This is a genomic window from Streptomyces sp. 3N207, assembly GCF_052246355.1.
In the GTDB taxonomy this organism is placed as follows: Bacteria; Actinomycetota; Actinomycetes; order Streptomycetales; family Streptomycetaceae; genus Streptomyces.
Genome location: NZ_JBQQBV010000001.1, coordinates 503,810 through 527,808, shown reverse-complemented (window position 1 = coordinate 527,808; position 23,999 = coordinate 503,810). Strand labels below are relative to the sequence as shown.

Annotated in this window: 37 protein-coding genes; 35 read left to right on the top strand and 2 right to left on the bottom strand. The window is 67.9% G+C overall.

The annotated features are described in order from the left end of the window. The first annotated feature begins 5 nt into the window (after positions 1-5). From rplD to truA, 30 genes are all read left to right on the top strand, one after another. The gene (gene rplD / locus ACTWP9_RS02430) at positions 6-653 is read left to right on the top strand and encodes a 50S ribosomal protein L4 (RefSeq protein WP_443244236.1); all 648 of its coding nucleotides are present in this window, start codon (positions 6-8) and stop codon (positions 651-653) included. Further along, positions 653-1,075 (top strand): 50S ribosomal protein L23, encoded by a 423-nt coding sequence (gene rplW, locus ACTWP9_RS02425; RefSeq protein ID WP_443244235.1) that lies wholly within the window; start codon positions 653-655, stop codon positions 1,073-1,075. The genes rplD and rplW overlap by 1 nt, the downstream gene beginning before the upstream one ends. Before the next feature lie 47 nt (positions 1,076-1,122). Next, the gene (gene rplB / locus ACTWP9_RS02420; RefSeq protein ID WP_443244234.1) at positions 1,123-1,959 is read left to right on the top strand and encodes a 50S ribosomal protein L2; all 837 of its coding nucleotides are present in this window, start codon (positions 1,123-1,125) and stop codon (positions 1,957-1,959) included. Positions 1,960-1,972: 13 nt separating this feature from the next. Beyond that, positions 1,973-2,254, top strand: coding sequence for a 30S ribosomal protein S19 (gene rpsS / locus ACTWP9_RS02415; protein ID WP_027738915.1), 282 nt, complete (start codon positions 1,973-1,975; stop codon positions 2,252-2,254). A gap of 43 nt (positions 2,255-2,297) precedes the next feature. After that, complete coding sequence (rplV, locus tag ACTWP9_RS02410) at positions 2,298-2,645, top strand: 50S ribosomal protein L22 (RefSeq protein ID WP_443244383.1); 348 nt, start codon at positions 2,298-2,300, stop codon at positions 2,643-2,645. Next, positions 2,645-3,484, top strand: coding sequence for a 30S ribosomal protein S3 (rpsC, locus tag ACTWP9_RS02405; protein ID WP_443244233.1), 840 nt, complete (start codon positions 2,645-2,647; stop codon positions 3,482-3,484). Before rplV ends, rpsC begins: the two co-directional genes overlap by 1 nt. A gap of 3 nt (positions 3,485-3,487) precedes the next feature. Continuing rightward, complete coding sequence (gene rplP, locus ACTWP9_RS02400) at positions 3,488-3,907, top strand: 50S ribosomal protein L16 (protein WP_019354945.1); 420 nt, start codon at positions 3,488-3,490, stop codon at positions 3,905-3,907. Continuing rightward, a complete protein-coding gene (gene rpmC, locus ACTWP9_RS02395) occupies positions 3,907-4,131 on the top strand; it encodes a 50S ribosomal protein L29 (protein ID WP_016473420.1) in 225 nt (74 codons plus the stop codon). Before rplP ends, rpmC begins: the two co-directional genes overlap by 1 nt. Then, entirely contained in the window at positions 4,131-4,439 is a 309-nt protein-coding gene (gene rpsQ, locus ACTWP9_RS02390) for a 30S ribosomal protein S17 (RefSeq protein WP_443244232.1), read from the top strand. Before rpmC ends, rpsQ begins: the two co-directional genes overlap by 1 nt. A gap of 129 nt (positions 4,440-4,568) precedes the next feature. Next, entirely contained in the window at positions 4,569-4,937 is a 369-nt protein-coding gene (rplN, locus tag ACTWP9_RS02385) for a 50S ribosomal protein L14 (protein WP_019354942.1), read from the top strand. Positions 4,938-4,939: 2 nt separating this feature from the next. Next, positions 4,940-5,263: a 50S ribosomal protein L24 gene (gene rplX, locus ACTWP9_RS02380; RefSeq protein ID WP_443244231.1), complete on the top strand. Its 324-nt coding sequence runs from the start codon at positions 4,940-4,942 to the stop codon at positions 5,261-5,263. Further along, positions 5,263-5,826, top strand: coding sequence for a 50S ribosomal protein L5 (gene rplE / locus ACTWP9_RS02375; protein WP_443244230.1), 564 nt, complete (start codon positions 5,263-5,265; stop codon positions 5,824-5,826). The genes rplX and rplE overlap by 1 nt, the downstream gene beginning before the upstream one ends. 2 nt (positions 5,827-5,828) lie before the next feature. Continuing rightward, on the top strand, positions 5,829-6,014 hold the full coding sequence (locus ACTWP9_RS02370; protein ID WP_027738922.1) for a type Z 30S ribosomal protein S14: 186 nt from the start codon (positions 5,829-5,831) through the stop codon (positions 6,012-6,014). Positions 6,015-6,178: 164 nt separating this feature from the next. Next, the gene (gene rpsH, locus ACTWP9_RS02365) at positions 6,179-6,577 is read left to right on the top strand and encodes a 30S ribosomal protein S8 (protein ID WP_209239898.1); all 399 of its coding nucleotides are present in this window, start codon (positions 6,179-6,181) and stop codon (positions 6,575-6,577) included. A gap of 23 nt (positions 6,578-6,600) precedes the next feature. After that, positions 6,601-7,140: a 50S ribosomal protein L6 gene (gene rplF / locus ACTWP9_RS02360; RefSeq protein WP_443244229.1), complete on the top strand. Its 540-nt coding sequence runs from the start codon at positions 6,601-6,603 to the stop codon at positions 7,138-7,140. A 3-nt stretch (positions 7,141-7,143) separates the two neighbouring features. Then, on the top strand, positions 7,144-7,527 hold the full coding sequence (rplR, locus tag ACTWP9_RS02355) for a 50S ribosomal protein L18 (protein WP_443244228.1): 384 nt from the start codon (positions 7,144-7,146) through the stop codon (positions 7,525-7,527). 44 nt (positions 7,528-7,571) lie between these two features. Next, positions 7,572-8,174 carry a 30S ribosomal protein S5 gene (gene rpsE, locus ACTWP9_RS02350; protein WP_055485893.1) on the top strand — a complete coding sequence of 201 codons (603 nt, stop codon included), beginning with the start codon at positions 7,572-7,574 and terminating at the stop codon, positions 8,172-8,174. Beyond that, positions 8,174-8,356, top strand: a complete 183-nt coding sequence (gene rpmD, locus ACTWP9_RS02345) for a 50S ribosomal protein L30 (protein ID WP_433100616.1) — start codon at positions 8,174-8,176, stop codon at positions 8,354-8,356. The genes rpsE and rpmD overlap by 1 nt, the downstream gene beginning before the upstream one ends. A 1-nt stretch (position 8,357) precedes the next feature. Beyond that, on the top strand, positions 8,358-8,822 hold the full coding sequence (rplO, locus tag ACTWP9_RS02340) for a 50S ribosomal protein L15 (protein ID WP_209239894.1): 465 nt from the start codon (positions 8,358-8,360) through the stop codon (positions 8,820-8,822). A 184-nt stretch (positions 8,823-9,006) separates the two neighbouring features. Then, on the top strand, positions 9,007-10,320 hold the full coding sequence (secY, locus tag ACTWP9_RS02335) for a preprotein translocase subunit SecY (protein WP_443244227.1): 1,314 nt from the start codon (positions 9,007-9,009) through the stop codon (positions 10,318-10,320). Beyond that, positions 10,320-10,970, top strand: a complete 651-nt coding sequence (locus tag ACTWP9_RS02330) for an adenylate kinase (RefSeq protein ID WP_443244226.1) — start codon at positions 10,320-10,322, stop codon at positions 10,968-10,970. Before secY ends, ACTWP9_RS02330 begins: the two co-directional genes overlap by 1 nt. 277 nt (positions 10,971-11,247) lie before the next feature. Next, complete coding sequence (map, locus tag ACTWP9_RS02325) at positions 11,248-12,084, top strand: type I methionyl aminopeptidase (RefSeq protein ID WP_443244382.1); 837 nt, start codon at positions 11,248-11,250, stop codon at positions 12,082-12,084. A 176-nt stretch (positions 12,085-12,260) separates the two neighbouring features. After that, positions 12,261-12,482 carry a translation initiation factor IF-1 gene (infA, locus tag ACTWP9_RS02320; protein WP_003948620.1) on the top strand — a complete coding sequence of 74 codons (222 nt, stop codon included), beginning with the start codon at positions 12,261-12,263 and terminating at the stop codon, positions 12,480-12,482. A gap of 65 nt (positions 12,483-12,547) precedes the next feature. Continuing rightward, positions 12,548-12,661 (top strand): 50S ribosomal protein L36, encoded by a 114-nt coding sequence (gene rpmJ / locus ACTWP9_RS02315; RefSeq protein WP_009740505.1) that lies wholly within the window; start codon positions 12,548-12,550, stop codon positions 12,659-12,661. A gap of 202 nt (positions 12,662-12,863) precedes the next feature. Further along, positions 12,864-13,244, top strand: coding sequence for a 30S ribosomal protein S13 (gene rpsM / locus ACTWP9_RS02310; RefSeq protein ID WP_443244225.1), 381 nt, complete (start codon positions 12,864-12,866; stop codon positions 13,242-13,244). Positions 13,245-13,311: 67 nt separating this feature from the next. Continuing rightward, on the top strand, positions 13,312-13,716 hold the full coding sequence (gene rpsK / locus ACTWP9_RS02305; RefSeq protein ID WP_016473404.1) for a 30S ribosomal protein S11: 405 nt from the start codon (positions 13,312-13,314) through the stop codon (positions 13,714-13,716). Between the two features lie 25 nt (positions 13,717-13,741). Beyond that, positions 13,742-14,368, top strand: a complete 627-nt coding sequence (rpsD, locus tag ACTWP9_RS02300) for a 30S ribosomal protein S4 (protein ID WP_443244224.1) — start codon at positions 13,742-13,744, stop codon at positions 14,366-14,368. Positions 14,369-14,483: 115 nt separating this feature from the next. Continuing rightward, positions 14,484-15,506 (top strand): DNA-directed RNA polymerase subunit alpha, encoded by a 1,023-nt coding sequence (locus tag ACTWP9_RS02295; RefSeq protein ID WP_443244223.1) that lies wholly within the window; start codon positions 14,484-14,486, stop codon positions 15,504-15,506. Positions 15,507-15,625: 119 nt separating this feature from the next. After that, complete coding sequence (gene rplQ, locus ACTWP9_RS02290; protein ID WP_443244222.1) at positions 15,626-16,132, top strand: 50S ribosomal protein L17; 507 nt, start codon at positions 15,626-15,628, stop codon at positions 16,130-16,132. A gap of 78 nt (positions 16,133-16,210) precedes the next feature. Next, the gene (truA, locus tag ACTWP9_RS02285) at positions 16,211-17,041 is read left to right on the top strand and encodes a tRNA pseudouridine(38-40) synthase TruA (protein WP_443244221.1); all 831 of its coding nucleotides are present in this window, start codon (positions 16,211-16,213) and stop codon (positions 17,039-17,041) included. Between the two features lie 36 nt (positions 17,042-17,077). Here the strand turns inward: truA and ACTWP9_RS02280 are convergent, their stop codons facing one another. Further along, a complete protein-coding gene (locus tag ACTWP9_RS02280) occupies positions 17,078-17,968 on the bottom strand; it encodes a hypothetical protein (protein ID WP_443244220.1) in 891 nt (296 codons plus the stop codon). A gap of 66 nt (positions 17,969-18,034) precedes the next feature. On the opposite strand from ACTWP9_RS02280, the gene ACTWP9_RS02275 reads away from it, so the two are divergent. The 4 genes from ACTWP9_RS02275 to glmM all read left to right on the top strand — a co-directional run bounded on the left by ACTWP9_RS02275 (position 18,035) and on the right by glmM (position 22,493). Next, positions 18,035-19,654: an ABC-F family ATP-binding cassette domain-containing protein gene (locus tag ACTWP9_RS02275; RefSeq protein WP_443244219.1), complete on the top strand. Its 1,620-nt coding sequence runs from the start codon at positions 18,035-18,037 to the stop codon at positions 19,652-19,654. Positions 19,655-19,875: 221 nt separating this feature from the next. Next, on the top strand, positions 19,876-20,319 hold the full coding sequence (gene rplM, locus ACTWP9_RS02270) for a 50S ribosomal protein L13 (RefSeq protein WP_209243302.1): 444 nt from the start codon (positions 19,876-19,878) through the stop codon (positions 20,317-20,319). 42 nt (positions 20,320-20,361) lie between these two features. Next, positions 20,362-20,865: a 30S ribosomal protein S9 gene (gene rpsI, locus ACTWP9_RS02265; protein ID WP_099883495.1), complete on the top strand. Its 504-nt coding sequence runs from the start codon at positions 20,362-20,364 to the stop codon at positions 20,863-20,865. 239 nt (positions 20,866-21,104) lie between these two features. Further along, positions 21,105-22,493: a phosphoglucosamine mutase gene (gene glmM / locus ACTWP9_RS02260; protein WP_443244218.1), complete on the top strand. Its 1,389-nt coding sequence runs from the start codon at positions 21,105-21,107 to the stop codon at positions 22,491-22,493. 68 nt (positions 22,494-22,561) lie between these two features. Here glmM and coaA read toward each other — a convergent pair whose 3' ends face one another. Continuing rightward, complete coding sequence (gene coaA / locus ACTWP9_RS02255; protein WP_443244217.1) at positions 22,562-23,521, bottom strand: type I pantothenate kinase; 960 nt, start codon at positions 23,519-23,521, stop codon at positions 22,562-22,564. Positions 23,522-23,691: 170 nt separating this feature from the next. Here coaA and ACTWP9_RS02250 point away from each other — a divergent pair, with 170 nt between their 5' ends. Then, positions 23,692-23,937 carry a hypothetical protein gene (locus ACTWP9_RS02250; RefSeq protein ID WP_443244216.1) on the top strand — a complete coding sequence of 82 codons (246 nt, stop codon included), beginning with the start codon at positions 23,692-23,694 and terminating at the stop codon, positions 23,935-23,937. The last annotated feature ends 62 nt before the right edge of the window (positions 23,938-23,999 follow it).

Sequence of the window (23,999 nt, the reverse complement as noted above, 5' to 3'; positions counted from 1 at the left end):
AACCGATGAGCACCATTGACATCCTTTCGCCGGCCGGCGACAAGACCGGGACCGTCGAGCTCCCTGCGGAGATCTTCGACACGCAGGTCAGCGTTCCGCTGATCCACCAGGTCGTCGTCGCCCAGCTGGCCGCTGCCCGACAGGGCACGCACAAGACCAAGACCCGCGGCGAGGTCCGCGGCGGCGGCAAGAAGCCGTACCGCCAGAAGGGCACCGGGCGCGCCCGTCAGGGCTCGACCCGTGCGCCGCAGTTCGCCGGCGGTGGCGTCGTGCACGGCCCCGTGCCGCGCGACTACTCGCAGCGGACCCCGAAGAAGATGAAGGCCGCCGCCCTGCGCGGTGCCCTCTCCGACCGGGCCCGCCACGGCCGCGTCCACGTCGTCTCCGGCGTGGTCGAGGGTGACGTCTCGACCAAGGCCGCGAAGACCCTGTTCGGCAAGATCAGCGAGCGCAAGAACCTGCTGCTGGTCGCCGAGCGCACCGACGAGGCCGCCTGGCTGTCCGCCCGCAACCTGCCCCAGGTGCACATCCTGGAGCCGGGCCAGCTCAACACCTACGACGTGCTCGTCTCGGACGACGTGGTCTTCACCCAGGCCGCGCTCGAGTCCTTCGTTGCTGGCCCGCAGGCCCACACCGAAGGGAGCGACGCCTGATGGCTACGCGACACCCGAGCATTGCCTCCAAGGCAGCGAAGGCAGCGAAGGCCGCCCGCGTCGCCAAGGCCGCCCGCCGGGCGGCCGACGGTCCGGGCCCGGTCGCGCCGGCCGACCCGAGCAAGATCTTCTCCGACCCGCGTGACCTGCTGCTGCGGCCGGTCGTCTCGGAGAAGAGCTACGCGCTGCTGGACGAGAACAAGTACACGTTCATCGTCGACCCGCGTGCGAACAAGACCCAGATCAAGCAGGCCGTCGAAGAGGTCTTCTCGGTCAAGGTCGCCGGGGTCAACACGATCAACCGCCAGGGCAAGCGCAAGCGCACCCGCACCGGTTACGGCAAGCGCGCCGACACCAAGCGCGCCATCGTGACCCTTGTCGAGGGCGACCGTATCGACATCTTCGGCGGCCCGGCCTCCTGACGGGGGCCAGGTCGTTCAGAAGTCCTGAATCTTCCGAGGACTGAGAAATGGGAATCCGCAAGTACAAGCCGACGACTCCGGGCCGTCGCGGCTCATCCGTCGCCGACTTCGTCGAGATCACGCGGTCCACGCCGGAGAAGTCGCTGGTCCGCCCGCTGCACAGCAAGGGCGGCCGTAACAACGCCGGTCGTGTGACAGCACGCCACCAGGGCGGTGGCCACAAGCGCGCCTACCGCGTGATCGACTTCCGTCGGCACGACAAGGACGGCGTGCCGGCCAAGGTCGCGCACATCGAGTACGACCCGAACCGCACCGCGCGCATCGCGCTGCTGCACTACGTGGACGGCGAGAAGCGTTACATCCTCGCCCCCCGCGGCATCCAGCAGGGCGACCGCGTCGAGAACGGCCAGGGCGCCGACATCAAGCCGGGCAACAACCTGCCGCTGCGCTACATCCCGGTCGGTACCACGATCCACGCGATCGAGCTGAAGCCGGGCGGCGGCGCCAAGTTCGCCCGCTCCGCCGGTGCTTCGGTGCAGCTGCTGGCGAAGGAGGGCCGGATGGCCCACCTTCGTATGCCGTCCGGTGAGATCCGGCTGGTCGACGTCCGCTGCCGCGCCACTGTCGGCGAGGTCGGCAACGCCGAGCAGTCGAACATCAACTGGGGCAAGGCCGGCCGTATGCGCTGGAAGGGCGTCCGCCCGACCGTCCGCGGTGTGGTCATGAACCCGATCGACCACCCGCACGGTGGTGGTGAGGGGCGTACCTCCGGTGGCCGCCACCCGGTCTCGCCGTGGGGTCAGAAGGAGGGGCGTACGCGCTCGCCGAAGAAGGCCAGCAACAAGTACATCGTCCGCCGCCGCAAGACGAACAAGAAGCGCTAGGAGGCGGGTTTAGATGCCGCGCAGTCTCAAGAAGGGGCCCTTCGTCGACGACCACCTCGCCAAGAAGGTGGACGTCCAGAACGACGCGGGCACCAAGAACGTCATCAAGACCTGGTCTCGCCGCTCGATGATCGTCCCGGCCATGCTGGGCCACACGATCGCGGTGCACGACGGCCGCAAGCACGTCCCGGTGTTCGTCACCGAGTCGATGGTCGGCCACAAGCTCGGCGAGTTCGCGCCGACCCGCACCTTCCGCGGCCACGTGAAGGACGACCGCAAGTCGCGTCGTCGCTGAACGGCTGGGTGCGAAGACTATGACTGACACCGAAGGGACAACCATGGAAGCCAGGGCCTCAGCGCGCTACGTGCGCGTCACGCCCATGAAGGCCCGCCGGGTGGTGGACCTTGTTCGTGGCATGAACGCCACGGAGGCTCAGGCGGTCCTGCGTTTCGCCCCGCAGGCCGCGAGCGTGCCGGTGGGCAAGGTGCTCGACAGCGCCATCGCCAACGCCGCGCACAACTACGACCACTCGGACGTCGACAGCCTCTACATCTCCGAGGCTTACGTCGACGAGGGCCCGACCCTGAAGCGGTTCCGGCCGCGCGCCCAGGGCCGCGCCTACCGGATCCGTAAGCGGACGAGCCACATCACCGTGGTCGTGAGCAGCAAGGAAGGAACCCGGTAATGGGCCAGAAGGTAAACCCGCACGGGTTCCGGCTCGGCGTCACCACCGACTTCAAGTCGCGGTGGTACGCCGACAAGCTCTACAAGGACTACGTCAAGGAAGACGTCTCGATCCGCCGCATGCTCACCCAGGGCATGGAGCGGGCGGGCATCTCCAAGGTGGAGATCGAGCGCACGCGTGACCGCGTCCGCGTCGACGTCCACACCGCCCGCCCGGGCATCGTCATCGGCCGCCGCGGCGCCGAGGCCGACCGGCTGCGCGGCAACCTGGAGAAGCTCACCGGCAAGCAGATCCAGTTCAACATCCTCGAGGTGAAGAACCCCGAGACGGATGCGCAGCTCGTCGCCCAGGCGGTCGCCGAGCAGCTGTCCTCCCGGGTCTCCTTCCGCCGCGCCATGCGCAAGAGCATGCAGACGGCGATGAAGGCCGGTGCCAAGGGCATCAAGATCCAGTGCGGCGGCCGTCTCGGCGGTGCCGAGATGTCGCGCTCGGAGTTCTACCGCGAGGGCCGGGTTCCGCTGCACACGCTGCGCGCCAACGTCGACTACGGCTTCTTCGAGGCCCGTACGACCTTCGGCCGCATCGGTGTGAAGGTGTGGATCTACAAGGGCGACGTCAAGAACATCGCCGAGGTGCGTGCCGAGAACGCCGCGGCCCGCGCGGGCAACCGCCCGTCGCGTGGCGGTGGCGGCAACGACCGTCCCCGTGGTCGGGGCGGCGAGCGCCGCGGCCGTAAGCCGCAGCAGCAGGGCCAGGGTGGCGCCGAGACTCCCAAGCCGGAGTCCGCCGCGCCCGCCGGTGCCGCTGCCGAGCCGAGCGCTTCAGGAAAGGAGAGCTGACCCATGCTGATCCCGCGCAGGGTCAAGCACCGCAAGCAGCACCACCCGAAGCGCACGGGTATGGCCAAGGGCGGTACCGAGGTCGCGTTCGGTGAGTACGGCATCCAGGCTGTGACCGGTGCCTACGTGACGAACCGGCAGATCGAGGCCGCTCGTATCTCCATGACTCGTCACATCAAGCGTGGCGGCAAGGTGTGGATCAACATCTACCCGGACCGTCCGCTGACCAAGAAGCCTGCCGAGACCCGCATGGGTTCCGGTAAGGGTTCGCCGGAGTGGTGGATCGCGAACGTCAAGCCGGGGCGCGTGATGTTCGAGCTGTCCTACCCGAACGAGAAGATTGCTCGTGAGGCGCTCACCCGCGCTGCTCACAAGCTTCCGATGAAGTGCCGCATCGTGCGGCGCGAGGCAGGTGACGCGTGATGGCGGCCGGAACCAAGGCGTCCGAGCTGCGCGAGCTGGGTGACGAGGAGCTTGTCTCCAAGCTCCGCGAAGCCAAGGAAGAGCTGTTCAACCTCCGCTTCCAGGCGGCGACCGGACAGCTTGAGAACCACGGCCGGCTCAAGGCCGTCCGCAAGGACATCGCCCGGATCTACACCCTGATGCGTGAGCGCGAGCTGGGCATCGAGACGGTGGAGAGCGCCTGATGAGCGAGACGAATGTGACTACTGCAAATAAGAGCGGCTCCGCCGCGGACAAGCAGGAGCGCGGCTTCCGCAAGACCCGACAGGGTCTTGTCGTCAGCGACAAGATGGACAAGACCGTCGTCGTCGCCGTCGAGGACCGCGTCACGCACGCGCTGTACGGCAAGGTCATCCGCCGTACCAACAAGCTCAAGGCACACGACGAGCAGAACGCTGCCGGCGTCGGCGACCGCGTCCTCCTGATGGAGACCCGGCCGCTGTCCGCCACCAAGCGCTGGCGCATCGTCGAAATCCTCGAGAAGGCCAAGTAGGCAATTCCCGCAAGGGGATTCCAGGAAATGCTGCCTGGAGCCCGTCCTGGGCTCTCAGGTTCGTTCCGCCAGGCTCGGCAGGGATCGTGAGATCCCTGCCGGGAACCGGCAGACATACAGGAGATAGACGTGATCCAGCAGGAGTCCCGGCTTCGCGTCGCCGACAACACGGGTGCGAAGGAGATTCTCACCATCCGTGTACTCGGCGGCTCGGGCCGGCGCTACGCGGGCATCGGTGACGTCGTCGTCGCTACCGTCAAGGACGCGATCCCCGGCGGGAACGTGAAGAAGGGCGACATCGTCAAGGCCGTCATCGTGCGCACCGTCAAGGAGCGCCGCCGCCCGGACGGCTCGTACATCCGGTTCGACGAGAACGCCGCCGTCATTCTCAAGAACGACGGCGACCCTCGCGGCACCCGCATCTTCGGTCCTGTGGGCCGTGAGCTGCGCGAGAAGAAGTTCATGAAGATCATCTCGCTCGCGCCGGAGGTGCTGTGACCATGAAGATCAAGAAGGGCGACCTGGTTCAGGTCATCACCGGCAAGGACAAGGGCAAGCAGGGCAAGGTCATCGTGGCCTACCCGCGCGAGGACCGGGTCCTGGTCGAGGGTGTCAACCGGGTCAAGAAGCACACCAAGGCCGGTCAGACGGCCCGCGGTTCGAAGACCGGCGGCATCGTGACGACCGAGGCCCCGATCCACGTCAGCAACGTTCAGCTGATCGTGGAGAAGGACGGCAAGAAGGTCGTGACCCGCGTCGGGTACCGCTTCGACGACGAAGGCAACAAGATCCGCGTTGCCAAGCGGACCGGTGAGGACATCTGATGACTGCCACCACCACCGAGGCCCCGCGCCTCAAGCAGCGCTACCGCGCCGAGATCCAGGGCAAGCTGCAGGACGAGTTCTCCTACGACAACGTCATGCGGATCCCCGGGCTGACCAAGATCGTGGTCAACATGGGTGTGGGCGACGCCGCCCGCGACTCCAAGCTGATCGAGGGTGCCATCAAGGACCTCGCCACGATCACCGGCCAGAAGCCCGCCGTCACCAAGGCCCGCAAGTCCATCGCGCAGTTCAAGCTGCGTGAGGGGCAGCCGATCGGCGCTCACGTGACGCTGCGCGGCGACCGGATGTGGGAGTTCCTGGACCGCCTGCTGTCCCTCGCACTGCCGCGCATCCGCGACTTCCGCGGTCTGTCGCCCAAGCAGTTCGACGGCAGGGGCAACTACACCTTCGGTCTCACGGAACAGGCCATGTTCCACGAGATCGACCAGGACAAGATCGACCGGGTCCGGGGCATGGACATCACCGTGGTCACCACGGCGACCAACGACGACGAGGGTCGTGCCCTGCTTCGTCACCTCGGCTTCCCGTTCAAGGAGAACTGATCATGGCGAAGAAGGCTCTGATCTCGAAGGCCAGCCGCAAGCCGAAGTTCTCGGTGCGTGCCTACACACGCTGCCAGCGCTGCGGTCGTCCGCACTCCGTCTACCGCAAGTTCGGCCTGTGCCGCGTGTGCCTTCGCCAGATGGCGCACCGTGGCGAGCTGCCGGGCGTGACCAAGAGCTCCTGGTAGTCCCTTCGGGGATCAGCCAGGACTCTCGGTAAGCTGAAAAGTCGCTTACTACGCCGTAGGTCCCCCGCGACGCACCCGTCCCGTCGTCGGCCGCAAGGCCGGCGGACGGGGAGAAGGACGACGCATACAGGGAAACCCCGGCGAGAGAGGCCGAAGGCCATCACATGACCATGACCGATCCCATCGCAGACATGCTGACGCGTCTGCGTAACGCGAACTCGGCGTACCACGACACCGTGGAGATGCCGCACAGCAAGATCAAGTCGCACATCGCGGAGATCCTCCAGCAGGAGGGCTACATCACCGGCTGGAAGACCGAGGACGCCAAGGTCGGCAAGAACCTCGTTCTCGAGCTGAAGTTCGGCCCGAACCGCGAGCGCTCGATCGCCGGCATCAAGCGGATCTCGAAGCCGGGTCTGCGGGTCTACGCAAAGTCCACCAACCTGCCGAAGGTGCTCGGCGGCCTGGGCGTGGCGATCATCTCCACGTCGCACGGTCTGCTGACCGACAAGCAGGCACAGAAGAAGGGCGTGGGTGGGGAAGTCCTCGCCTACGTCTGGTAACGGAAGGGAACGGAGGTAAAGCAATGTCGCGTATCGGCAAGCTCCCCATCCAGGTTCCCGCCGGTGTGGACGTCACCATCGATGGCCAGACGGTCGCGGTGAAGGGCCCGAAGGGCTCCCTCGCGCACACCGTTGCCGCGCCCATCGAGATCGCCAAGGGCGAGGACGGCGCGCTCGTCGTCACCCGTCCGAACGACGAGAGCCGGAACAGGGCCCTGCACGGTCTGTCCCGCACGCTGGTGGCGAACATGATCACTGGCGTGACCCAGGGGTTCACCAAGGACCTCGAGATCAGCGGCGTCGGCTACCGCGTCCAGGCCAAGGGCTCCAACCTGGAGTTCTCGCTGGGCTACAGCCACCCGATCCTGGTGGAGGCCCCCGAGGGGATCTCCTTCAAGGTCGAGTCTCCGACCAAGTTCACGGTCGAGGGCATCGACAAGCAGCGGGTCGGCGAGGTCGCCGCGAAGATCCGCAAGCTGCGGAAGCCCGACCCCTACAAGGCCAAGGGCGTGAAGTACGCGGGCGAGGTCATCCGCCGCAAGGTCGGAAAGGCTGGTAAGTAAGCCATGGCATACGGCGTGAAGATCGCCAAGGGCGACGCCTACAAGCGTGCCGCTGCCAAGCGTCGTCACATCCGCATCCGCAAGAAGGTCTCGGGAACCCCCGAGCGCCCCCGCCTTGTGGTGACGCGCACCAACCGTGGTATCACCGCTCAGGTGATCGACGACATCGCGGGCCACACGCTGGCCTCGGCGTCGCACCTGGACAGCTCGGTCCGCGGTGGTGAGGGTGACAAGAGCGCGCAGGCCAAGCAGGTCGGCGCACTGGTCGCCGAGCGCGCCAAGGCCGCGGGCATCGAGGCCGTCGTGTTCGACCGCGGTGGCAACAGGTACGCAGGGCGGATTGCCGCTCTGGCTGACGCCGCCCGCGAGGCCGGGCTCAAGTTCTGAGCCCCGGTTCCGTGAGCTAGCGGACAAAGAGAGAGGTAATTCCAATGGCTGGACCCCAGCGCCGCGGTGGTGGCGCCGGTGGCGGCGAGCGGCGGGACCGTAAGGGCCGGGACGGCGGCGCTGCCGCCGAGAAGACCGCGTACGTTGAGCGCGTTGTCGCGATCAACCGCGTCGCCAAGGTTGTGAAGGGTGGTCGTCGCTTCAGCTTCACCGCGCTGGTCGTGGTGGGCGACGGTGACGGCACCGTGGGTGTCGGATACGGCAAGGCCAAGGAGGTGCCGGCCGCCATCGCCAAGGGCGTTGAAGAGGCCAAGAAGCACTTCTTCAAGGTCCCGCGTATCCAGGGCACCATTCCGCACCCGATCCAGGGTGAGGAGGCAGCGGGTGTCGTGCTGCTCAAGCCGGCTTCGCCCGGTACCGGTGTTATCGCCGGTGGCCCGGTGCGTGCCGTGCTGGAGTGCGCGGGCATCCACGACGTGCTGAGCAAGTCGCTCGGCTCGTCCAACCCGATCAACATCGTGCACGCCACGCGTGCGGCTCTGCAGGGGCTTCAGCGTCCCGAGGAGATCGCCGCCCGTCGTGGTCTGCCGCTCGAGGACGTGGCACCCGCCGCTCTGCTGCGGGCGCGTGCAGGGGTGAGCGCGTAATGGCTCGCCTGAAGATCACGCAGACCCGTTCCGTTATCGGGACCAAGCAGAACCACCGTGACACGCTGCGGACCCTCGGTCTCAAGCGCGTCAACGATGTGGCCGTCCGCGAGGACAGCGCCGTCGTGCGCGGTCAGGTGCACACCGTGCGCCACCTCGTGACGGTCGAGGAGGTCGACTGAGATGGCTGACTCTCAGGGCGAAAACCCGCTGAAGGTCCACAACCTCCGTCCTGCCCCGGGTGCCAAGACCGCCAAGACCCGCGTGGGTCGTGGTGAGGCGTCCAAGGGCAAGACCGCGGGTCGTGGCACCAAGGGCACCAAGGCCCGGTACCAGGTTCCGGAGCGCTTCGAGGGTGGGCAGATGCCGCTGCACATGCGGCTGCCCAAGCTCAAGGGCTTCAACAACCCCGCCCACAAGCAGTTCCAGGTGGTGAACCTGGAGAAGCTGGCTGCGCTCTACCCCGAGGGTGGCGAGGTCACGGTGGCCGATCTGGTCGCCAAGGGCGCTGTGCGCAAGAACGAGCTGGTCAAGGTGCTCGGCGATGGCGACATCTCGGTGGCGCTGACGGTGACCGTCGACAAGGTCTCCGGCTCCGCCAAGGAGAAAATCACCGCTGCCGGCGGCACCGTCACCGAACTCCTCTGAGTTCGTTGACCAGGTGAACGACAGGCCGGGGATGTCCCAACGGGACATCCCCGGTTGGTCGTTTGCACAGCTGGTCGTTTCTCGGTGGTGCACCGGCCGGTAAGGTGGCACCACGTTGATAACTGTCGATCCTCAAGACCGTCACCTCTCGCGCCAGTAGATCGCGGGGGGCGCAGGAGGCACCGTGCTCACCGCGTTCGCCCGGGCGTTCCAGACGCCCGACCTGCGCAAGAAGCTGCTCTTCACGCTCGGCATCATGGTGCTCTTCCGAATCGGAGCGCACGTTCCCGTGCCGGGCGTCAGCTATGAGAACGTCCAAGCCTGTATGGACGAGGCCAAGGGCGCGCAGGGCCTGTTCGGCCTGGTCAATATGTTCAGCGGTGGCGCGCTGCTGCAGATCACCATCTTCGCGCTCGGGATCATGCCGTACATCACGGCGAGCATCATCCTGCAACTGCTGGTCGTGGTCATTCCGCGGCTGGAGGCGCTGAAGAAGGAAGGGCAGGCCGGACAGGGGAAGATCACGCAGTACACGCGTTATCTGACCGTCGCCCTCGCCATCCTTCAGGCCACCGGCCTGGTCGCCACCGCACGCAGTGGCAGCCTGTTCCAGAACTGCAGCGTCGGCAGCCAGATCATCCCCGACCAGTCGATCTTCACCACTATCGTGATGGTCATCACGATGACGGCCGGCTGTGGCCTGATCATGTGGCTGGGTGAGCTGATCACCGACCGCGGAATCGGCAACGGCATGTCGATCCTGATGTTCGTCTCCATCGCGGCCGGTTTCCCCGGCGCCCTGTGGGCCATCAAGAAGCAGGGCAAGCTGGCGGACGGCTGGATCGAGTTCGGCGCCGTCATCCTCTGCGGTCTGGCGATGGTCGCCCTCGTGGTCTTCGTCGAGCAGGCGCAGCGCCGTATTCCGGTGCAGTACGCGAAGCGGATGATCGGCCGGCGGAGTTACGGCGGAACGTCGACCTACATTCCGCTCAAGGTCAATCAGGCCGGTGTGATTCCCGTCATCTTCGCCTCGTCGCTGCTCTACATTCCTGCCCTGATTGTTCAGTTCAGTGGCTCCCAGGCGGGCTGGGCGCAGTGGATTCAGGCCCACTTCGTGAAGGGTGATCACCCCCTTTACATTGCGACCTACTTCCTGCTGATTGTCTTCTTCGCCTTCTTCTACGTGGCTATCTCCTTCAACCCCGAAGAAGTTGCCGACAACATGAAGAAGTATGGTGGCTTCATCCCGGGCATCCGGGCTGGTCGTCCCACCGCGGAGTATCTGAGCTACGTGCTGAACCGCATCACGTGGCCCGGCTCTCTGTACCTGGGCCTGATCGCACTGGTGCCGACCGTCGCGCTGATCTTGTTCAACGCCAACCAGAACTTCCCGTTCGGCGGAACGAGCATCCTGATCATCGTGGGCGTCGGTCTGGAAACCGTGAAGCAGATCGAGAGCCAGCTTCAGCAGCGCCATTACGAAGGGTTCCTCCGCTGATGCGTATCGTCCTCGTCGGGCCGCCTGGTGCGGGCAAGGGAACACAGGCGGCGTTCCTCGCCAAGAACCTCGCGATCCCCCACATCGCCACCGGCGACCTCTTCCGCGCCAACATCAGCCAGGGCACCCCGCTCGGGCAGAAGGCGCAGGAGTACATGCGGGCCGGCCAGCTGGTACCCGACGAGGTCACCATCGGGATGGCCAGGAGCCGGATGGAGGAGCCGGACGCTGCGGCCGGATTCCTGCTCGACGGCTTCCCGCGGAACATCGCCCAGGCCCAGGCGCTGGACGGCTATCTGGACGAGACCGGCCAGAAGCTGGACGCGGTGCTGGACCTGGAGGTCCCCGAGGACGAGGTCGTCAAGCGGATCGCCGGACGGCGCATCTGCCGCAACGACAGCAGCCATGTCTTCCACGTCGAGTACAGCCCGGCCAAGACCGAGGGCGTCTGCGACGTGTGTGGCGGCGAGCTCTACCAGCGCGAGGACGACCGCGAGGAAACCGTGCGCAAGCGGCTCGAGGTCTACCACAGCGAGACCGAGCCGATCATCGACCACTACAAGGCGCAGGGGCTCGTGACCACGATCTCCGCGCTGGGTGCGGTCAGCGAGGTGACGGAGCGCGCCATGCAGGCGCTCGAGAGGGAGTAACCGAGCGTCGGGGCGCGGGCGCCTTGTGATGCGGCCCGGACCCTGGGGCGCGGTGGCTGACCGCCGTCGCGGCCGGTCATAGCTTGTGGAGGGGTCGGGCTGACGCCCGGCCCCTCCACGCGTCCCCGCACTCCTAAGGGACGCGGGGAACTGCTCCCCCAGCCTCCGGCCGGGAGGGCTGCCCTCGCGGTCGGGGCGCCCCGCAGGGGCTGGCAGACTGGTGGGAGTACTCAGTCAGCGGGAGGCCCGAGCGGCCAGCGGAGAGGCGGACGTCGGCATGGTCGAGATCAAGACCCCGGAGCAGATCGCGAAGATGCGCGAGGCAGGGCTGGTCGTCGCCGCCATGCACGAGGCATGCGCCGAGGCCGCGGTGCCGGGCGCGACGACCAAGGACCTGGACGAGGTCGCCGCGAAGGTACTGGCCGACCATGGGGCGAAGCCGAACTTCCTCGGCTACGGCGGCTTCCCCGGCAACATCTGCACCTCGGTGAACGATGTCGTCGTCCACGGCATCCCCAGCAAGGACACCGTCCTCAAGGCCGGTGACCTGCTGTCCATCGACGCCGGAGCGATCATCGACGGCTGGCACGGGGACGCCGCGCTGACCGTCTTCGTGGGCGAAGGCCACTCCGCTGAGCTGCACGAGCTCAGCCGGGTGACTCAGGAGTCGATGTGGGCCGGGATCGCCGCCATGCGCAAGGGCAACCGGCTGGTCGACATCTCCAAGGCCATCGAGAGCTACATCCGGCGACAGCCGCGCCCGGCGGGCGGTAAGTACGGGATCATCGAGGACTACGGCGGCCACGGGATCGGCTCCCAGATGCACATGGACCCCCACCTGCTGAACTACGTCGAGCGGCGGCGGGGCAAGGGGCCGAAGCTGGTGCCGGGGATGTGCCTGGCCATTGAGCCCATGGTGAGCCTGGGCACGCCTCGTACGCACGTGCTGTCGGATGACTGGACGGTCAAGACGAACGACGGCACCTGGTCGTCGCACTGGGAGCACTCCGTCGCGCTGACCGAGCAGGGTCCGCTGGTGCTGACCGCGCGTGACGGTGGCCGCGCCAAGCTCGCGGAGCTCGGTATCGAGGCCGCACCGGACCCGCTGGGCTGAATTCGTCCCCGTTCCGGCTTCGATCCGGGCTCGGCGGATTAACCCCGTCGCCGGACGGGGAGACTCCCCGATTCGTCTATTCGGGAGCGGTGTCGTAGACTGGCTCGTCGGCCCAGGTGTACCCGTATGCCTCGGGCCTCCCAGGTAGCCGATCCCGGAAGGTGAAGCGCTCAAGCATGGCCAAAAAACAAGGGGCCATCGAGATCGAGGGCACCGTCGTCGAGTCTCTCCCGAACGCGATGTTCAAGGTTGAGCTCCAGAACGGGCACCAGGTCCTCGCGCATATCAGCGGCAAGATGCGGATGCACTACATCCGTATCCTTCCCGACGACCGGGTCGTGGTGGAGCTGTCTCCTTACGACCTGACGCGCGGACGGATCGTCTACCGCTACAAGTAGATCGACAGATCGTGCCGGCTTCCCGCTCCCGTGGGGAGATGGCCAGACCCGGAGAACCTCACACCATGAAGGTCAAGCCGAGCGTCAAGAAGATCTGCGACAAGTGCAAGGTGATCCGCCGCCACGGCCGGGTCATGGTCATTTGCGAGAACCTGCGCCACAAGCAGCGCCAGGGCTGACTTAACGACCTGCCTTTCGCAGTTCCTTCGCGCGACGCGAGCAACAGTTGCATAAGCAGGGCCCGACACCGCTGACGGTGTCGACACCCCCGGTCGGAGGCCGGGGACCCTCCCCCGAGCTCTTCGAGCAGGGGGTACCCCCACGGGGGAATGGGAACGGCACTGCTTCAGACCTCCGACGGAATCATCAGGAGCCACATCCATGGCACGCCTCGCTGGCGTCGACCTCCCGCGCGAGAAGCGCGTCGAGGTCGCCCTCACCTACGTCTTCGGCATCGGCCGCACCCTTGCCCAGCAGACCCTGCGCGAGACCGGGGTCAACCCGGACACCCGCGTGCGGGAACTGGGCGAGGAGGAGCTGGTCAAGCTCCGCGAGTACGTGGACAACAACCTTCGGGTAGAGGGTGACCTCCGCCGTGAGATTCAGGCCGACATCCGCCGCAAGGTGGAGATCGGCTGCTACGAGGGTCTGCGCCACCGGCGCGGTCTCCCGGTCCACGGCCAGCGCACCAAGACCAACGCCCGCACCCGTAAGGGCCCGCGTCGCGCCATCGCCGGCAAGAAGAAGCCGGGCAAGAAGTAGTCCACACCGGACACGCTGCAAGCGGTCCGCGTTGTAGGACCGACCACCTCACGGGAGTTATCTCTATATGCCTCCGAAGGGCCGTACGGCCGGCGCCAAGAAGGTGCGCCGCAAGGAGAAGAAGAACGTCGCCCACGGGCACGCTCACATCAAGAGCACGTTCAACAACACCATCGTCTCGATCACTGACCCCACCGGCAACGTGATCTCCTGGGCCTCCGCCGGCCACGTCGGCTTCAAGGGCTCGCGGAAGTCGACGCCGTTCGCCGCGCAGATGGCCGCCGAGAACGCGGCGCGCCGCGCGCAGGAGCACGGCATGCGGAAGGTGGACGTCTTCGTCAAGGGTCCCGGCTCCGGCCGTGAGACCGCGATCCGCTCCCTCCAGGCCACCGGCCTCGAGGTCGGCTCCATCCAGGACGTCACCCCCACCCCGCACAACGGCTGCCGCCCGCCGAAGCGTCGCCGGGTCTGAGAACTGAAGTAGGAGATCACCACACATGGCGCGTTACACCGGGGCCGACTGCAAGCGTTGCCGTCGGGAGAAGCAGAAGCTCTTCCTCAAGGGAGCTAAGTGCGAGAGCGCGAAGTGCCCGATCGAGATCCGTCCTTACCCCCCGGGTGAGCACGGGCGCGGGCGCACCAAGGACTCCGAGTACCTGCTGCAGAAGCGTGAGAAGCAGAAGGCCGCCCGTATCTACGGCGTGCTGGAGAAGCAGTTCCGCGGGTACTTCAACGAGGCCAACCGCCAGCAGGGCAAGACGGGTGAAAACCTGCTGCGCATTCTTGAAACCCGTCTGGACAACGTCGTGTACCGGGCCGGCTTCGCCAAGTCCCGTGACCACGCACGTCAGCTGGTCAAGCACGGCCACATCGCGCTGAACGGTCGCAAGACCGACATCCCTTCGGCGCGGGTGTCCGTCAACGACATCATCGAGGTCCGCGAGTCCTCCCGTAACATGACCCCCTTCCAGGTGGCTGCTGCGGAGGCCGGCGAGAAGACCGTTCCGGCGTGGCTGGAGGCCATCCCGTCGAAGCTGCGGATCCTCGTCCACTCGATGCCCGAGCGCCAGGTGATCGACACCCAGGTGCAGGAGCAGCTGATTGTGGAGCTGTACTCGAAGTAGTCGGGTTCGGCTTGCAGAAGGGTGGGGCGGTCTCGGCTGTGTTTCGGCCGGGCCGCCCGTACCCTTGCAGTACCGGCATCAAATAGCGGTTGCCGAAGACTGGAGGAAACCTCTCATGCTGATCGCTCAGCGCCCTTCCCTGACCGAAGAGGTCGTCGACGAGTTCCGCTCCCGGTTCGTGATCGAACCGCTGGAGCCGGGGTTCGGCTACACCCTCGGTAACTCCCTGCGTCGTACGCTCCTCTCCTCGATCCCCGGCGCTGCTGTGACCAGCATCCGGATCGACGGTGTCCTGCACGAGTTCTCGACCGTGCCGGGCGTCAAGGAAGACGTCACCGACCTGATCCTCAACATCAAGTCCCTCGTCGTCTCCTCGGAGCACGACGAGCCGGTCGTGATGTACCTGCGCAAGCAGGGCCCGGGCCTGGTCACCGCCGCGGACATCGCGCCGCCGGCCGGTGTCGAGGTGCACAACCCGGACCTGGTCCTCGCCACCCTGAACGGCAAGGGCAAGCTGGAGATGGAGCTGACCGTCGAGCGCGGTCGCGGCTACGTCTCCGCCGTGCAGAACAAGCAGGTGGGCCAGGAGATCGGCCGGGTCCCGGTCGACTCCATCTACTCGCCGGTTCTCAAGGTCACCTACAAGGTCGAGGCGACCCGTGTCGAGCAGCGCACCGACTTCGACAAGCTGATCGTCGACGTCGAGACCAAGCAGGCCATGCGGCCCCGTGACGCCATGGCGTCCGCGGGTAAGACGCTGGTCGAGCTGTTCGGCCTGGCGCGCGAGCTCAACGTCGACGCCGAGGGCATCGACATGGGCCCGTCGCCGACGGACGCTGCGCTCGCGGCCGATCTGGCGCTGCCGATCGAGGAGCTGGAGCTGACGGTCCGCTCCTACAACTGCCTCAAGCGCGAGGGCATCCACTCGGTGGGCGAGCTGGTGGCCCGCTCCGAGGCGGACCTGCTGGACATCCGCAACTTCGGTGCGAAGTCCATCGACGAGGTCAAGGCGAAGCTGGCCGGCATGGGCCTGGCCCTCAAGGACAGCCCGCCCGGATTCGACCCGACCGCTGCGGCGGACGCCTTCGGCGCGGATGACGACGCGGACGCCGGGTTCGTCGAGACCGAGCAGTACTGAGTCCGTACTGATCGACGGGGGCTCCGCCCGGGGCCCCCGTAAGCCCCGGTACCTGATACGGCCGGGACTGCCGCCGGTGCCTGATACGGCCGGTGCAGTGACAACGAAGGAGAGACACCATGCCGAAGCCCACCAAGGGTCCCCGTCTGGGCGGCAGCGCCGCGCACCAGAAGGCGATGCTGGGCAACCTGGCGACCGCGCTGTTCGAGCACGGCCGCATCACGACGACCGAGGCGAAGGCCCGCCGCCTGCGTCCGGTCGCCGAGCGTCTGATCACCAAGGCGAAGAAGGGCGACCTTCACAACCGCCGCCAGGTCATGCGCACGATCCTGGACAAGAGCGTCGTCCACACGCTCTTCACCGAGATCGGTCCCCGGTACGAGAACCGTCCCGGTGGCTACACCCGCATCACCAAGATCGGCCCGCGTCGTGGCGACAACGCCCCGATGGCGGTCATCGAGCTGGTGGAGCCGCTGACGGTGCAGCAGCAGGCCGTCGGCGAGGCCGAGGCCGCGACCAAGCGCACCGCCAAGGATGCCGCTGGTGACGAGGCTGCCGCCGAGCTGAAGAAGGAGTCGGCCGAGGAGTCCGCCGAGGACGCCGAGGGCGAGTCCAAGGAAGCCTGACGCCTGACGTCGGAGACATGTGAGCGGGTCCGTTCCCTGAGGGGGCGGGCCCGTTCCGTTCGAGTGGAGGATGTCGCCGTGGTGCGGATTCGGTTGGACCTGGCCTATGACGGGCGGGAGTTTTCCGGGTGGGCGCGGCAGCGCGGGCAGCGGACGGTCCAGGGCGAGATCGAGGACGCGCTGCGGGTGGTGCTGCGGCGGGAGGAGACGCCGGAGCTGACCGTCGCGGGGCGTACCGACGCGGGGGTGCACGCGCGGGGGCAGGTCGCCCATGTGGATCTGCCGGCTGAGGTGTGGGCCGAGCACGGCGAGCACCTGCTGCGCCGCCTGGCGGGGCGGCTCCCGATGGACGTACGGGTGTGGCGCCTGTCCGAGGCGCCCGCGCACTTCGACGCGCGCTTCTCGGCGGTCTGGCGTCGCTACGCGTACCGCGTCACCGATCACCCCGGCGGGGTCGATCCGCTGCTGCGTGGCCATGTGCTGTGGCACAACTGGGCGCTGGACGTCGATGCGATGAACGAGGCGGCGCGGGGGCTGCTGGGTGAGCACGACTTCGCCGCGTACTGCAAGAAGCGCGAGGGTGCGACGACGATCCGCAGGCTCCAGCGGCTGGAGTGGGTGCGCCGCCCGGACGGCGTGCTGGAGGCGACTGTGCAGGCGGACGCGTTCTGCCACAACATGGTCCGCTCCCTGGTGGGCGCCATGCTCTTCGTGGGGGACGGCCACCGCCCGCCGGAGTGGCCCGCGAAGGTGCTGGCCGCGGGCGTCCGGGACTCGGCCGTCCACGTCGTACGCCCCCACGGCCTCACTCTGGAAGAGGTCGCCTACCCGGCGGACCACGAGTTGGAGGCCCGCAATCTGGCCTCCCGCAACAAGCGGACGCTGCCGACGCTGCCGGGCTGCTGCTGACCGAGCCGCCGTGGGTCGGCCGTTGGGGTCCTCCTCCTACTTCGCAGCTGCCTCCGACTGGTCCTTGCCGCGTTTGAGTACGCGGGCATAGGCGTAGTTGGAGCCGTCGAGGGCGGCCTGCTGGGCTTTCTTGTCGCCTGCGTCGGAGGGCTCGCCGTTGGTGCGGCCGGCGATGGTGAAGTAGGCGTAGCGGCCGAGGGAGTTGGCCGTGGTGCGGCAGGTGACGGTGCGGCAGAAGTCGGGGACGCCGCCGCCGGGGAGGGCGACCAGGTTGGGCTGGTACTCCTTCTTGACCTTCTCGGCGGTCTTGGTGTCCTTGAAGACCGCGATGCCCACGGTGACGGCGAGGCCGTCGTGGGTGTAGGTGGCGCGGTAGACAGCGGTGCAGTTGTTACGGGTCAGCACCGGGCCTAGGCCCGCGTGGGCCGCGTCTGCGCAGTTCTTGCTCGTACCGGTCTTGGCCAGCTTGTAGGGGTGGCCGTTGATGGTGACGCGCTTGGTGGGGTACAGCGTCTTCGCGCTGAGCGGCGCCTTGTCCCGCTTGGCGTCCGAGATGAAGTCCCGGGGCGGCGGCGGGGGCGGCGGCTCGTCCTTGAAGGTGGGCTTCGGCGGGTCGTCCGTGGGCGACACCTCCTTGGCGGGGGGCAAGGAGTCCGAGGGTTTGTCGGAAGCACCCTGCGAGCCGTCCTCGTTGACGACGGCCACCGCGACGATGCCTGCAATGGCGGCGGTGGCCAGTGCTCCGCCGCCCGCCATCAGCCAGCGTCGACGCCGGGCACGGCTGCGTTCGGCCTGCTCCGCGAGTGCTGCCCAGTCGGGTCCGGAGCCCTCAGGGCCCCCGGGGTTCCAGCCCCCGGGGTTCCCGCCGGAGTTCCAGTCGGGTCCGCCTTGGGAACCCCAACCGGGTCCCCCCTGCCCAAAGCTCATGAGCGCATCTTATTGCGCCCGATATTCGCTTGGCTCAGGCGTCGTCGGAACGTGACGATTGCGGGCATGGGACATGTCGAAGTCGCGCATCTGGAGTTCTACCTGCCCGACGGAAGAGCGCTCTTCGACGATGCGTCGCTGCGGGTGGGCGAGGGCGCCTCGGTGGCGCTGGTGGGGGCGAACGGGGCGGGCAAGACGACGCTGCTGCGGCTGATCGCGGGGGAGCTGAAACCGGACGCCGGAACGGTGACGGTCAGCGGCGGACTGGGGGTGATGCCGCAGTTCGTGGGGAGCGTGCGGGACGGGAGCACGGTGCGGGACCTGCTGGTCTCGGTGGCGCATCCGCGGATCCGTTCGGCGGCGCGGGCCGTGGACGATGCCGAGCACGCGGTCATGACCGTCGACGACGAGGCGGCGCAGCTCCAGTACGCGCAGGCGCTCGCCGACTGGGCGGAGGCGCGCGGGTACGAGGCGGAGACGCTGTGGGACATGTGTACGGTCGCCGCGCTGGGCGTCCCGTACGAGAAGGCGCAGTGGCGGCAGGTGCGCACCCTTTCGGGTGGCGAGCAGAAGCGGCTCGTACTGGAGTCGCTGCTGCGCGGCACCGACGAGGTGCTGCTGCTGGACGAGCCGGACAACTATCTGGACGTCCCCGGCAAGCGGTGGCTGGAGGAGCGGCTGCGCGAGACGAACAAGACGGTGCTGTTCATCTCCCACGACCGCGAGCTGCTGGCCCGTGCCGCTGACCGGATCGTCAGCGTGGAGCCGGGGGCAGCGGGCAGCGACGTATGGGTGCACGGGGGCGGTTTCGCGACGTACCACGAGGCGCGTCAGGAACGGTTCGCGCGGTTCGAGGAGCTGCGGCGGCGCTGGGACGAGGAGCACGCGAAGCTCAAACGGCTGGTCGCCATGTACAAGCAGAAGGCCGCCTTCAACTCCGACATGGCCTCCCGCCTGCAGGCGGCCCGCACCCGGCTGCAGAAGTTCGAGGAGGCGGGCCCGCCGCTGGAACCGCCGCGCGAGCAGGACATCCGGATGCGGCTGCGGGGCGGCCGTACGGGGGTACGCGCGATCACCTGCGAGGGGCTGGAGCTGACGGGGCTGATGCGCCCCTTCGACCTGGAGGTCTTCTACGGGGAGCGGGTCGCGGTGCTCGGCTCCAACGGCTCCGGCAAGTCCCACTTCCTGCGGCTGCTGGCGGGTGGCGAGGTCGCTCATACGGGTGGCTGGAAGCTGGGCGCCCGTGTGGTGCCCGGGCACTTCGCCCAGACCCATTCCCACCCCGAGCTGGAGGGCCGCAGCCTCCTGGACATCCTCTGGAAGGAGCACGCCCACGACCGCGGCGCCGCGATGTCCGCCCTACGGCGTTACGAGCTCACCCGCCAGGCCCAGCTCCCCTTCGACCGCCTGTCCGGCGGCCAACAGGCCCGCTTCCAGATCCTGTTGCTGGAGCTGGCCGGGGCGACGGCGCTTTTGCTGGACGAGCCGACGGACAACCTGGATCTCGAGTCGGCGGAGGCGCTGCAGGAGGGGTTGGAGGCGTTCGAGGGGACGGTGCTGGCGGTGACGCATGATCGCTGGTTTGCCCGTGCCTTTGATCGTTTTCTGGTGTTCGGTGCTGATGGGCGGGTGCGGGAGGTTGCGGAGCCGGTGTGGGGTGAGGGGCGGGTGGTGCGGGCTCGGTGAGGGGAGGGCCGTTTTGACCCTTGCGGGTGAGTGTCGGTATCCTGCTGGTTCGTTGTGTGTATTGGCTTGCCTGTTCTCACGTGGGGGGCTACTACACCGGCCTACCGGTCGATGACCAGCGATCAGCATGCGGATGCGTCACCGCATGCGATCTTGCCTGTCGTGATCTGCCTGGTTGGCCCTGTCAGGACCCAATCACTGAAGAAGCGAAGGCTACGACCGTGCGTACGTACAGCCCCAAGCCTGGCGACATTCAGCGCCAGTGGCACGTCATCGACGCCCAGGACGTCGTCCTCGGCCGTCTGGCCTCCCAGGCCGCCACCCTCCTGCGGGGTAAGCACAAGCCCGTGTACGCGCCTCACGTCGACACTGGTGACTTCGTCATCATCATCAACGCCGACAAGGTGCACCTCTCGGGCAACAAGCGGACCCAGAAGATGGCGTACCGCCACTCCGGCTACCCGGGTGGCCTGCGGTCCGTCCGCTACGACGAGCTGCTGGAGAAGAACCCGGAGAAGGCCGTGGAGAAGGCCGTCAAGGGCATGCTCCCCAAGAACACCCTGGGCCGTCAGATGCTCTCGAAGCTGAAGGTCTACGCGGGCGACCAGCACCCTCACGGTGCTCAGCAGCCCGTGCCGTTCGAGATCAGCCAGGTCGCGCAGTAAGTCCGGCCACCCCCTACGACTGAAGAGAAGCTGAGGAGAATCGTGGCCGAGACCACCGCTGAGACCCCCGTCGAGGGTGTCGAGGAGTACACGACCGAGACCCCCGAGGCCCCGGAGGAGTACACCTCCGAGTCCCTCGCCTCCCGTTTCGGCGACCCGCAGCCGGCCGCCGGCACCGGTCGCCGTAAGAACGCCATCGCCCGCGTCCGGATCATCCCCGGCTCGGGTCAGTGGAAGATCAACGGTCGCACCCTCGAGGGCTACTTCCCGAACAAGGTGCACCAGCAGGAAGTCAACGAGCCGTTCAAGGTCCTGGAGCTGGACGACCGCTACGACGTGGTCGCCCGTATCTCCGGCGGCGGCATCTCGGGTCAGGCCGGTGCCCTGCGCCTCGGCGTGGCCCGCGCGCTGAACGAGGCGGACGTGGACAACAACCGCGGCCCGCTCAAGAAGGCCGGTTTCCTCACGCGTGACGCCCGTGCGGTCGAGCGCAAGAAGGCCGGTCTGAAGAAGGCCCGTAAGGGCACGCAGTACAGCAAGCGCTGATCTGGCGCTCACTGGAGCGGAAAGACTGCAGCCCGGATGCCCCGTCGGCACCTCACCTCGGTGCCGGCGGGGCATCGGTCGTTCGGGCCGCCGTGCGGCGTCCGGCCCGACACCCGGTCTTGTGACGGCGGCGCACATGCCGTCACGCTGACAACGGGGCGTATACCTGGTGTGCCGGGCTTTCCCAGGCCCGCCCGGTGAATGCCCGGAGAACGCCCCCAGAACTCGGAGGAACGACTGTGGCACGACTCTTCGGTACCGACGGCGTACGTGGTGTCGCCAACGAGGGGCTGACGGCCGAGCTGGCGCTCGGTCTGTCGGTCGCGGCGGCACACGTGCTGACCGAGGCGAAGGCGGGAGCGGACGTGGAGGCGGAGGCGAGCGCTCCCGGCGGCTCACGGCCGGTCGCCGTCGTCGGGCGGGATCCGCGGGCCTCCGGCGAGTTCCTGGAGGCCGCTGTCGTGGCCGGGCTGGCCAGTGCGGGGGTCGACGTGCTGCGGGTCGGCGTGCTGCCGACGCCCGCCGTCGCCTATCTGACCGGGTCCCTCGGTGCCGACCTGGGCGTGATGCTGTCGGCCAGCCACAACCCGATGCCCGACAACGGCATCAAGTTCTTCGCGCGCGGCGGCCACAAGCTCGCCGACGAGCTGGAGGACCGTATCGAGGCCCTCCACCGCGAGCACACCGCCGGCGAGCCGTGGGCGCGGCCCACCGGGGCCGGGGTCGGCCGGGTCAGGGACTACGACGAGGGCTTCGACAACTATGTCGCCCACCTGGTCGGCGTGCTGCCGAACCGGCTCGACGGGCTGAAGATCGTCATCGACGGGGCACACGGCGCGGCGGCCCGTGTCTCGCCCGAGGCGTTCGCCCGGGCGGGTGCCGACGTGATCACCATCGGTACCGACCCCGACGGCCTCAACATCAACGACGACTGCGGCTCCACCCATCTCGACGGCCTGCGGGACGCCGTCGTACGGCACGGTGCGGATCTCGGGGTCGCGCACGACGGCGACGCCGACCGGTGCCTGGCCGTCGACGCGGACGGCCGCGAGGTCGACGGCGACCAGATTCTCGCCGTCCTCGCGCTCGCCATGAAGGAGGCCGGGCAGCTGCGCAAGGACACCGTTGTCGCGACGGTGATGTCCAATCTCGGCTTCACTCTCGCCATGGAGCGGGCAGGCGTCGGCCTGGTGCAGACCGCGGTCGGGGACCGTTATGTGCTGGAGGAGATGAAGCGCGGCGGATTCTCGCTCGGTGGCGAGCAGTCCGGGCATGTGATCGTGCTCGACCACGCCACCACGGGCGACGGGACCCTGACCGGTCTGATGCTGGCGGCGCGGGTCGCCGCGACGGGCAAGCCGCTGGGGGAGCTGGCCGGAGTGATGGAGCGGCTGCCGCAGGTGCTGGTGAACGTGCCGGACGTGGACAGGTCGCGGGTGGGGACCGCGCCCGAGCTGGTCTCCGCCGTCGCGGAGGCGGAACGGGAGCTGGGGGAGACCGGGCGCGTGCTGCTGCGGCCCTCCGGGACGGAGCCGCTGGTGCGGGTGATGGTGGAGGCCGCGGACATCGAGCATGCGCAGGCGGTTGCGGGGCGGCTCGCGGATGTGGTGAAGCGCGCGCTGGGGTGACGCCGGTGCCGAGCGCCCTCGCCGGCCGGGGCGCGCGTGGCTGCGCGGGCCTGACGGGGTGGGGGCGCCTACAGCTTTCTGAGTGACAGCCGCTGCACCTTGTGGTCGGGGCCCTTGTGGAGTTGGAGGGTGGCCCGGCCACGGGTGGGGGCGATGTTCTGGCGGAGGTTGGGCTCGTTGATGGTGCGCCAGGTGTTGCGCGCGTAGTCGAGGGCTTCTTCCTCGGAGACCGATGTGAAGCGGTGGAAGTACGAGCGCGGGTCCTGGAACGCGGTCTCGCGCAGCTTGCGGAACCGCTCCAGGTACCAGCGCTCGATGTCGGCGGTACGGGCGTCCACGTAGACGGAGAAGTCGAAGTAGTCGGCGACGGCCAGCCGGGTGCGGCCGTCCTTGCCGGGCAGCGCGGGCTGGAGGACGTTGAGGCCCTCGACGATGAGGATGTCCGGCCGGTGCACGGTCAGCCGCTCGCCCGGGACGATGTCGTAGACCAGGTGTGAGTAGACCGGGGCCGTCACCTCCGGTTTGCCCGCCTTGATGTCGGCGACGAAGCGGGTCAGCGCGCGGCGGTCGTACGACTCGGGGAAGCCCTTGCGGGACATCAGGCCGCGCCGCTCCAGCTCGGCCTTGGGCAGCAGGAAACCGTCCGTGGTCACGCGCTCCACACGCGGGTGCTCCGGCCAGCGGGCGAGCAGCGCCTGGAGCAGCCGGGAGACCGTGGACTTGCCGACGGCGACGCTGCCCGCGACGCCGATCACGAACGGGATGCCGCGCTGCGGGGCGTGCCGACCCGGGCGGCTCGGATCGTCGAGGAAGGTGTTGAGCGTCCTGCGCAGCTCGTGGGTGGCTCCGACGTACAGGTTGAGCAGCCGGGAGAGCGGCAGGTAGATGTCCCGCACCTCGTCGAGGTCGATGACGTCGCCGAGCCCGCGCAGCGCCTCGACCTCGGCGGCGGTCAGGGGGAGCGGGGTGCGCTCGCGCAGGGCGCTCCACTCCGAGCGGCTGAGATCGACGTAGGGCTTCGTGGACACGGTGCCATTCTGCGCGGGCGGCGCGGGGCGCTCACCTCCGGGGCGGCTGACCCCCGGTAACCCGGGACGGGGCGGTGAGCCTGCCTGATGGTGCCCCCCTTTGTCGACCGGTCGGACAATCTGCGAACAAAAGGTGTACGTGGTGTGCCGATTGGGGCTATGTTCCGCCCATGTCGTACCCCCTTAGTCGCATACGTCGCCCCCGCATCCGGCGAACCTTCCGGGTCGACCCGTTGGCGGGCCATGCAGGTCACATCTACAGCGATCTGGCCGACGGGCTCCCGGACGAGGATCTGACCGAGGACCTGACCGACTCGCTGGAGCTGTACGTGATGGGCAGCAAGCCGCGGTGCGAGGAGTCGGAGTATCTGGAGCTGATGCAGGAGGCCATAGAGCGGATGGCGCAGGGTGAGTGATCCGGCGGGAGCCGGATTCCTGCGCTGACGTTCCGCGTACTCTCACCTCGTCGGTGACGTGC

Bases quoted from the DNA above. Each gene is read 5' to 3' on its own strand.
- rplD (WP_443244236.1), top strand. From the start codon at position 6: ATGAGCACCATTGACATCCTTTCGCCGGCCGGCGACAAGACCGGGACC.
- rplW (WP_443244235.1), top strand. From the start codon at position 653: ATGGCTACGCGACACCCGAGCATTGCCTCCAAGGCAGCGAAGGCAGCG.
- rplB (WP_443244234.1), top strand. From the start codon at position 1,123: ATGGGAATCCGCAAGTACAAGCCGACGACTCCGGGCCGTCGCGGCTCA.
- rpsS (WP_027738915.1), top strand. From the start codon at position 1,973: ATGCCGCGCAGTCTCAAGAAGGGGCCCTTCGTCGACGACCACCTCGCC.
- rplV (WP_443244383.1), top strand. From the start codon at position 2,298: ATGGAAGCCAGGGCCTCAGCGCGCTACGTGCGCGTCACGCCCATGAAG.
- rpsC (WP_443244233.1), top strand. From the start codon at position 2,645: ATGGGCCAGAAGGTAAACCCGCACGGGTTCCGGCTCGGCGTCACCACC.
- rplP (WP_019354945.1), top strand. From the start codon at position 3,488: ATGCTGATCCCGCGCAGGGTCAAGCACCGCAAGCAGCACCACCCGAAG.
- rpmC (WP_016473420.1), top strand. From the start codon at position 3,907: ATGGCGGCCGGAACCAAGGCGTCCGAGCTGCGCGAGCTGGGTGACGAG.
- rpsQ (WP_443244232.1), top strand. From the start codon at position 4,131: ATGAGCGAGACGAATGTGACTACTGCAAATAAGAGCGGCTCCGCCGCG.
- rplX (WP_443244231.1), top strand. From the start codon at position 4,940: ATGAAGATCAAGAAGGGCGACCTGGTTCAGGTCATCACCGGCAAGGAC.
- rplE (WP_443244230.1), top strand. From the start codon at position 5,263: ATGACTGCCACCACCACCGAGGCCCCGCGCCTCAAGCAGCGCTACCGC.
- ACTWP9_RS02370 (WP_027738922.1), top strand. From the start codon at position 5,829: ATGGCGAAGAAGGCTCTGATCTCGAAGGCCAGCCGCAAGCCGAAGTTC.
- rpsH (WP_209239898.1), top strand. From the start codon at position 6,179: ATGACCATGACCGATCCCATCGCAGACATGCTGACGCGTCTGCGTAAC.
- rplF (WP_443244229.1), top strand. From the start codon at position 6,601: ATGTCGCGTATCGGCAAGCTCCCCATCCAGGTTCCCGCCGGTGTGGAC.
- rplR (WP_443244228.1), top strand. From the start codon at position 7,144: ATGGCATACGGCGTGAAGATCGCCAAGGGCGACGCCTACAAGCGTGCC.
- rpsE (WP_055485893.1), top strand. From the start codon at position 7,572: ATGGCTGGACCCCAGCGCCGCGGTGGTGGCGCCGGTGGCGGCGAGCGG.
- rpmD (WP_433100616.1), top strand. From the start codon at position 8,174: ATGGCTCGCCTGAAGATCACGCAGACCCGTTCCGTTATCGGGACCAAG.
- rplO (WP_209239894.1), top strand. From the start codon at position 8,358: ATGGCTGACTCTCAGGGCGAAAACCCGCTGAAGGTCCACAACCTCCGT.
- ACTWP9_RS02330 (WP_443244226.1), top strand. From the start codon at position 10,320: ATGCGTATCGTCCTCGTCGGGCCGCCTGGTGCGGGCAAGGGAACACAG.
- map (WP_443244382.1), top strand. From the start codon at position 11,248: ATGGTCGAGATCAAGACCCCGGAGCAGATCGCGAAGATGCGCGAGGCA.
- infA (WP_003948620.1), top strand. From the start codon at position 12,261: ATGGCCAAAAAACAAGGGGCCATCGAGATCGAGGGCACCGTCGTCGAG.
- rpmJ (WP_009740505.1), top strand. From the start codon at position 12,548: ATGAAGGTCAAGCCGAGCGTCAAGAAGATCTGCGACAAGTGCAAGGTG.
- rpsM (WP_443244225.1), top strand. From the start codon at position 12,864: ATGGCACGCCTCGCTGGCGTCGACCTCCCGCGCGAGAAGCGCGTCGAG.
- rpsK (WP_016473404.1), top strand. From the start codon at position 13,312: ATGCCTCCGAAGGGCCGTACGGCCGGCGCCAAGAAGGTGCGCCGCAAG.
- rpsD (WP_443244224.1), top strand. From the start codon at position 13,742: ATGGCGCGTTACACCGGGGCCGACTGCAAGCGTTGCCGTCGGGAGAAG.
- ACTWP9_RS02295 (WP_443244223.1), top strand. From the start codon at position 14,484: ATGCTGATCGCTCAGCGCCCTTCCCTGACCGAAGAGGTCGTCGACGAG.
- rplQ (WP_443244222.1), top strand. From the start codon at position 15,626: ATGCCGAAGCCCACCAAGGGTCCCCGTCTGGGCGGCAGCGCCGCGCAC.
- ACTWP9_RS02280 (WP_443244220.1), bottom strand. From the start codon at position 17,968: ATGAGCTTTGGGCAGGGGGGACCCGGTTGGGGTTCCCAAGGCGGACCC.
- ACTWP9_RS02275 (WP_443244219.1), top strand. From the start codon at position 18,035: ATGGGACATGTCGAAGTCGCGCATCTGGAGTTCTACCTGCCCGACGGA.
- ACTWP9_RS02250 (WP_443244216.1), top strand. From the start codon at position 23,692: ATGTCGTACCCCCTTAGTCGCATACGTCGCCCCCGCATCCGGCGAACC.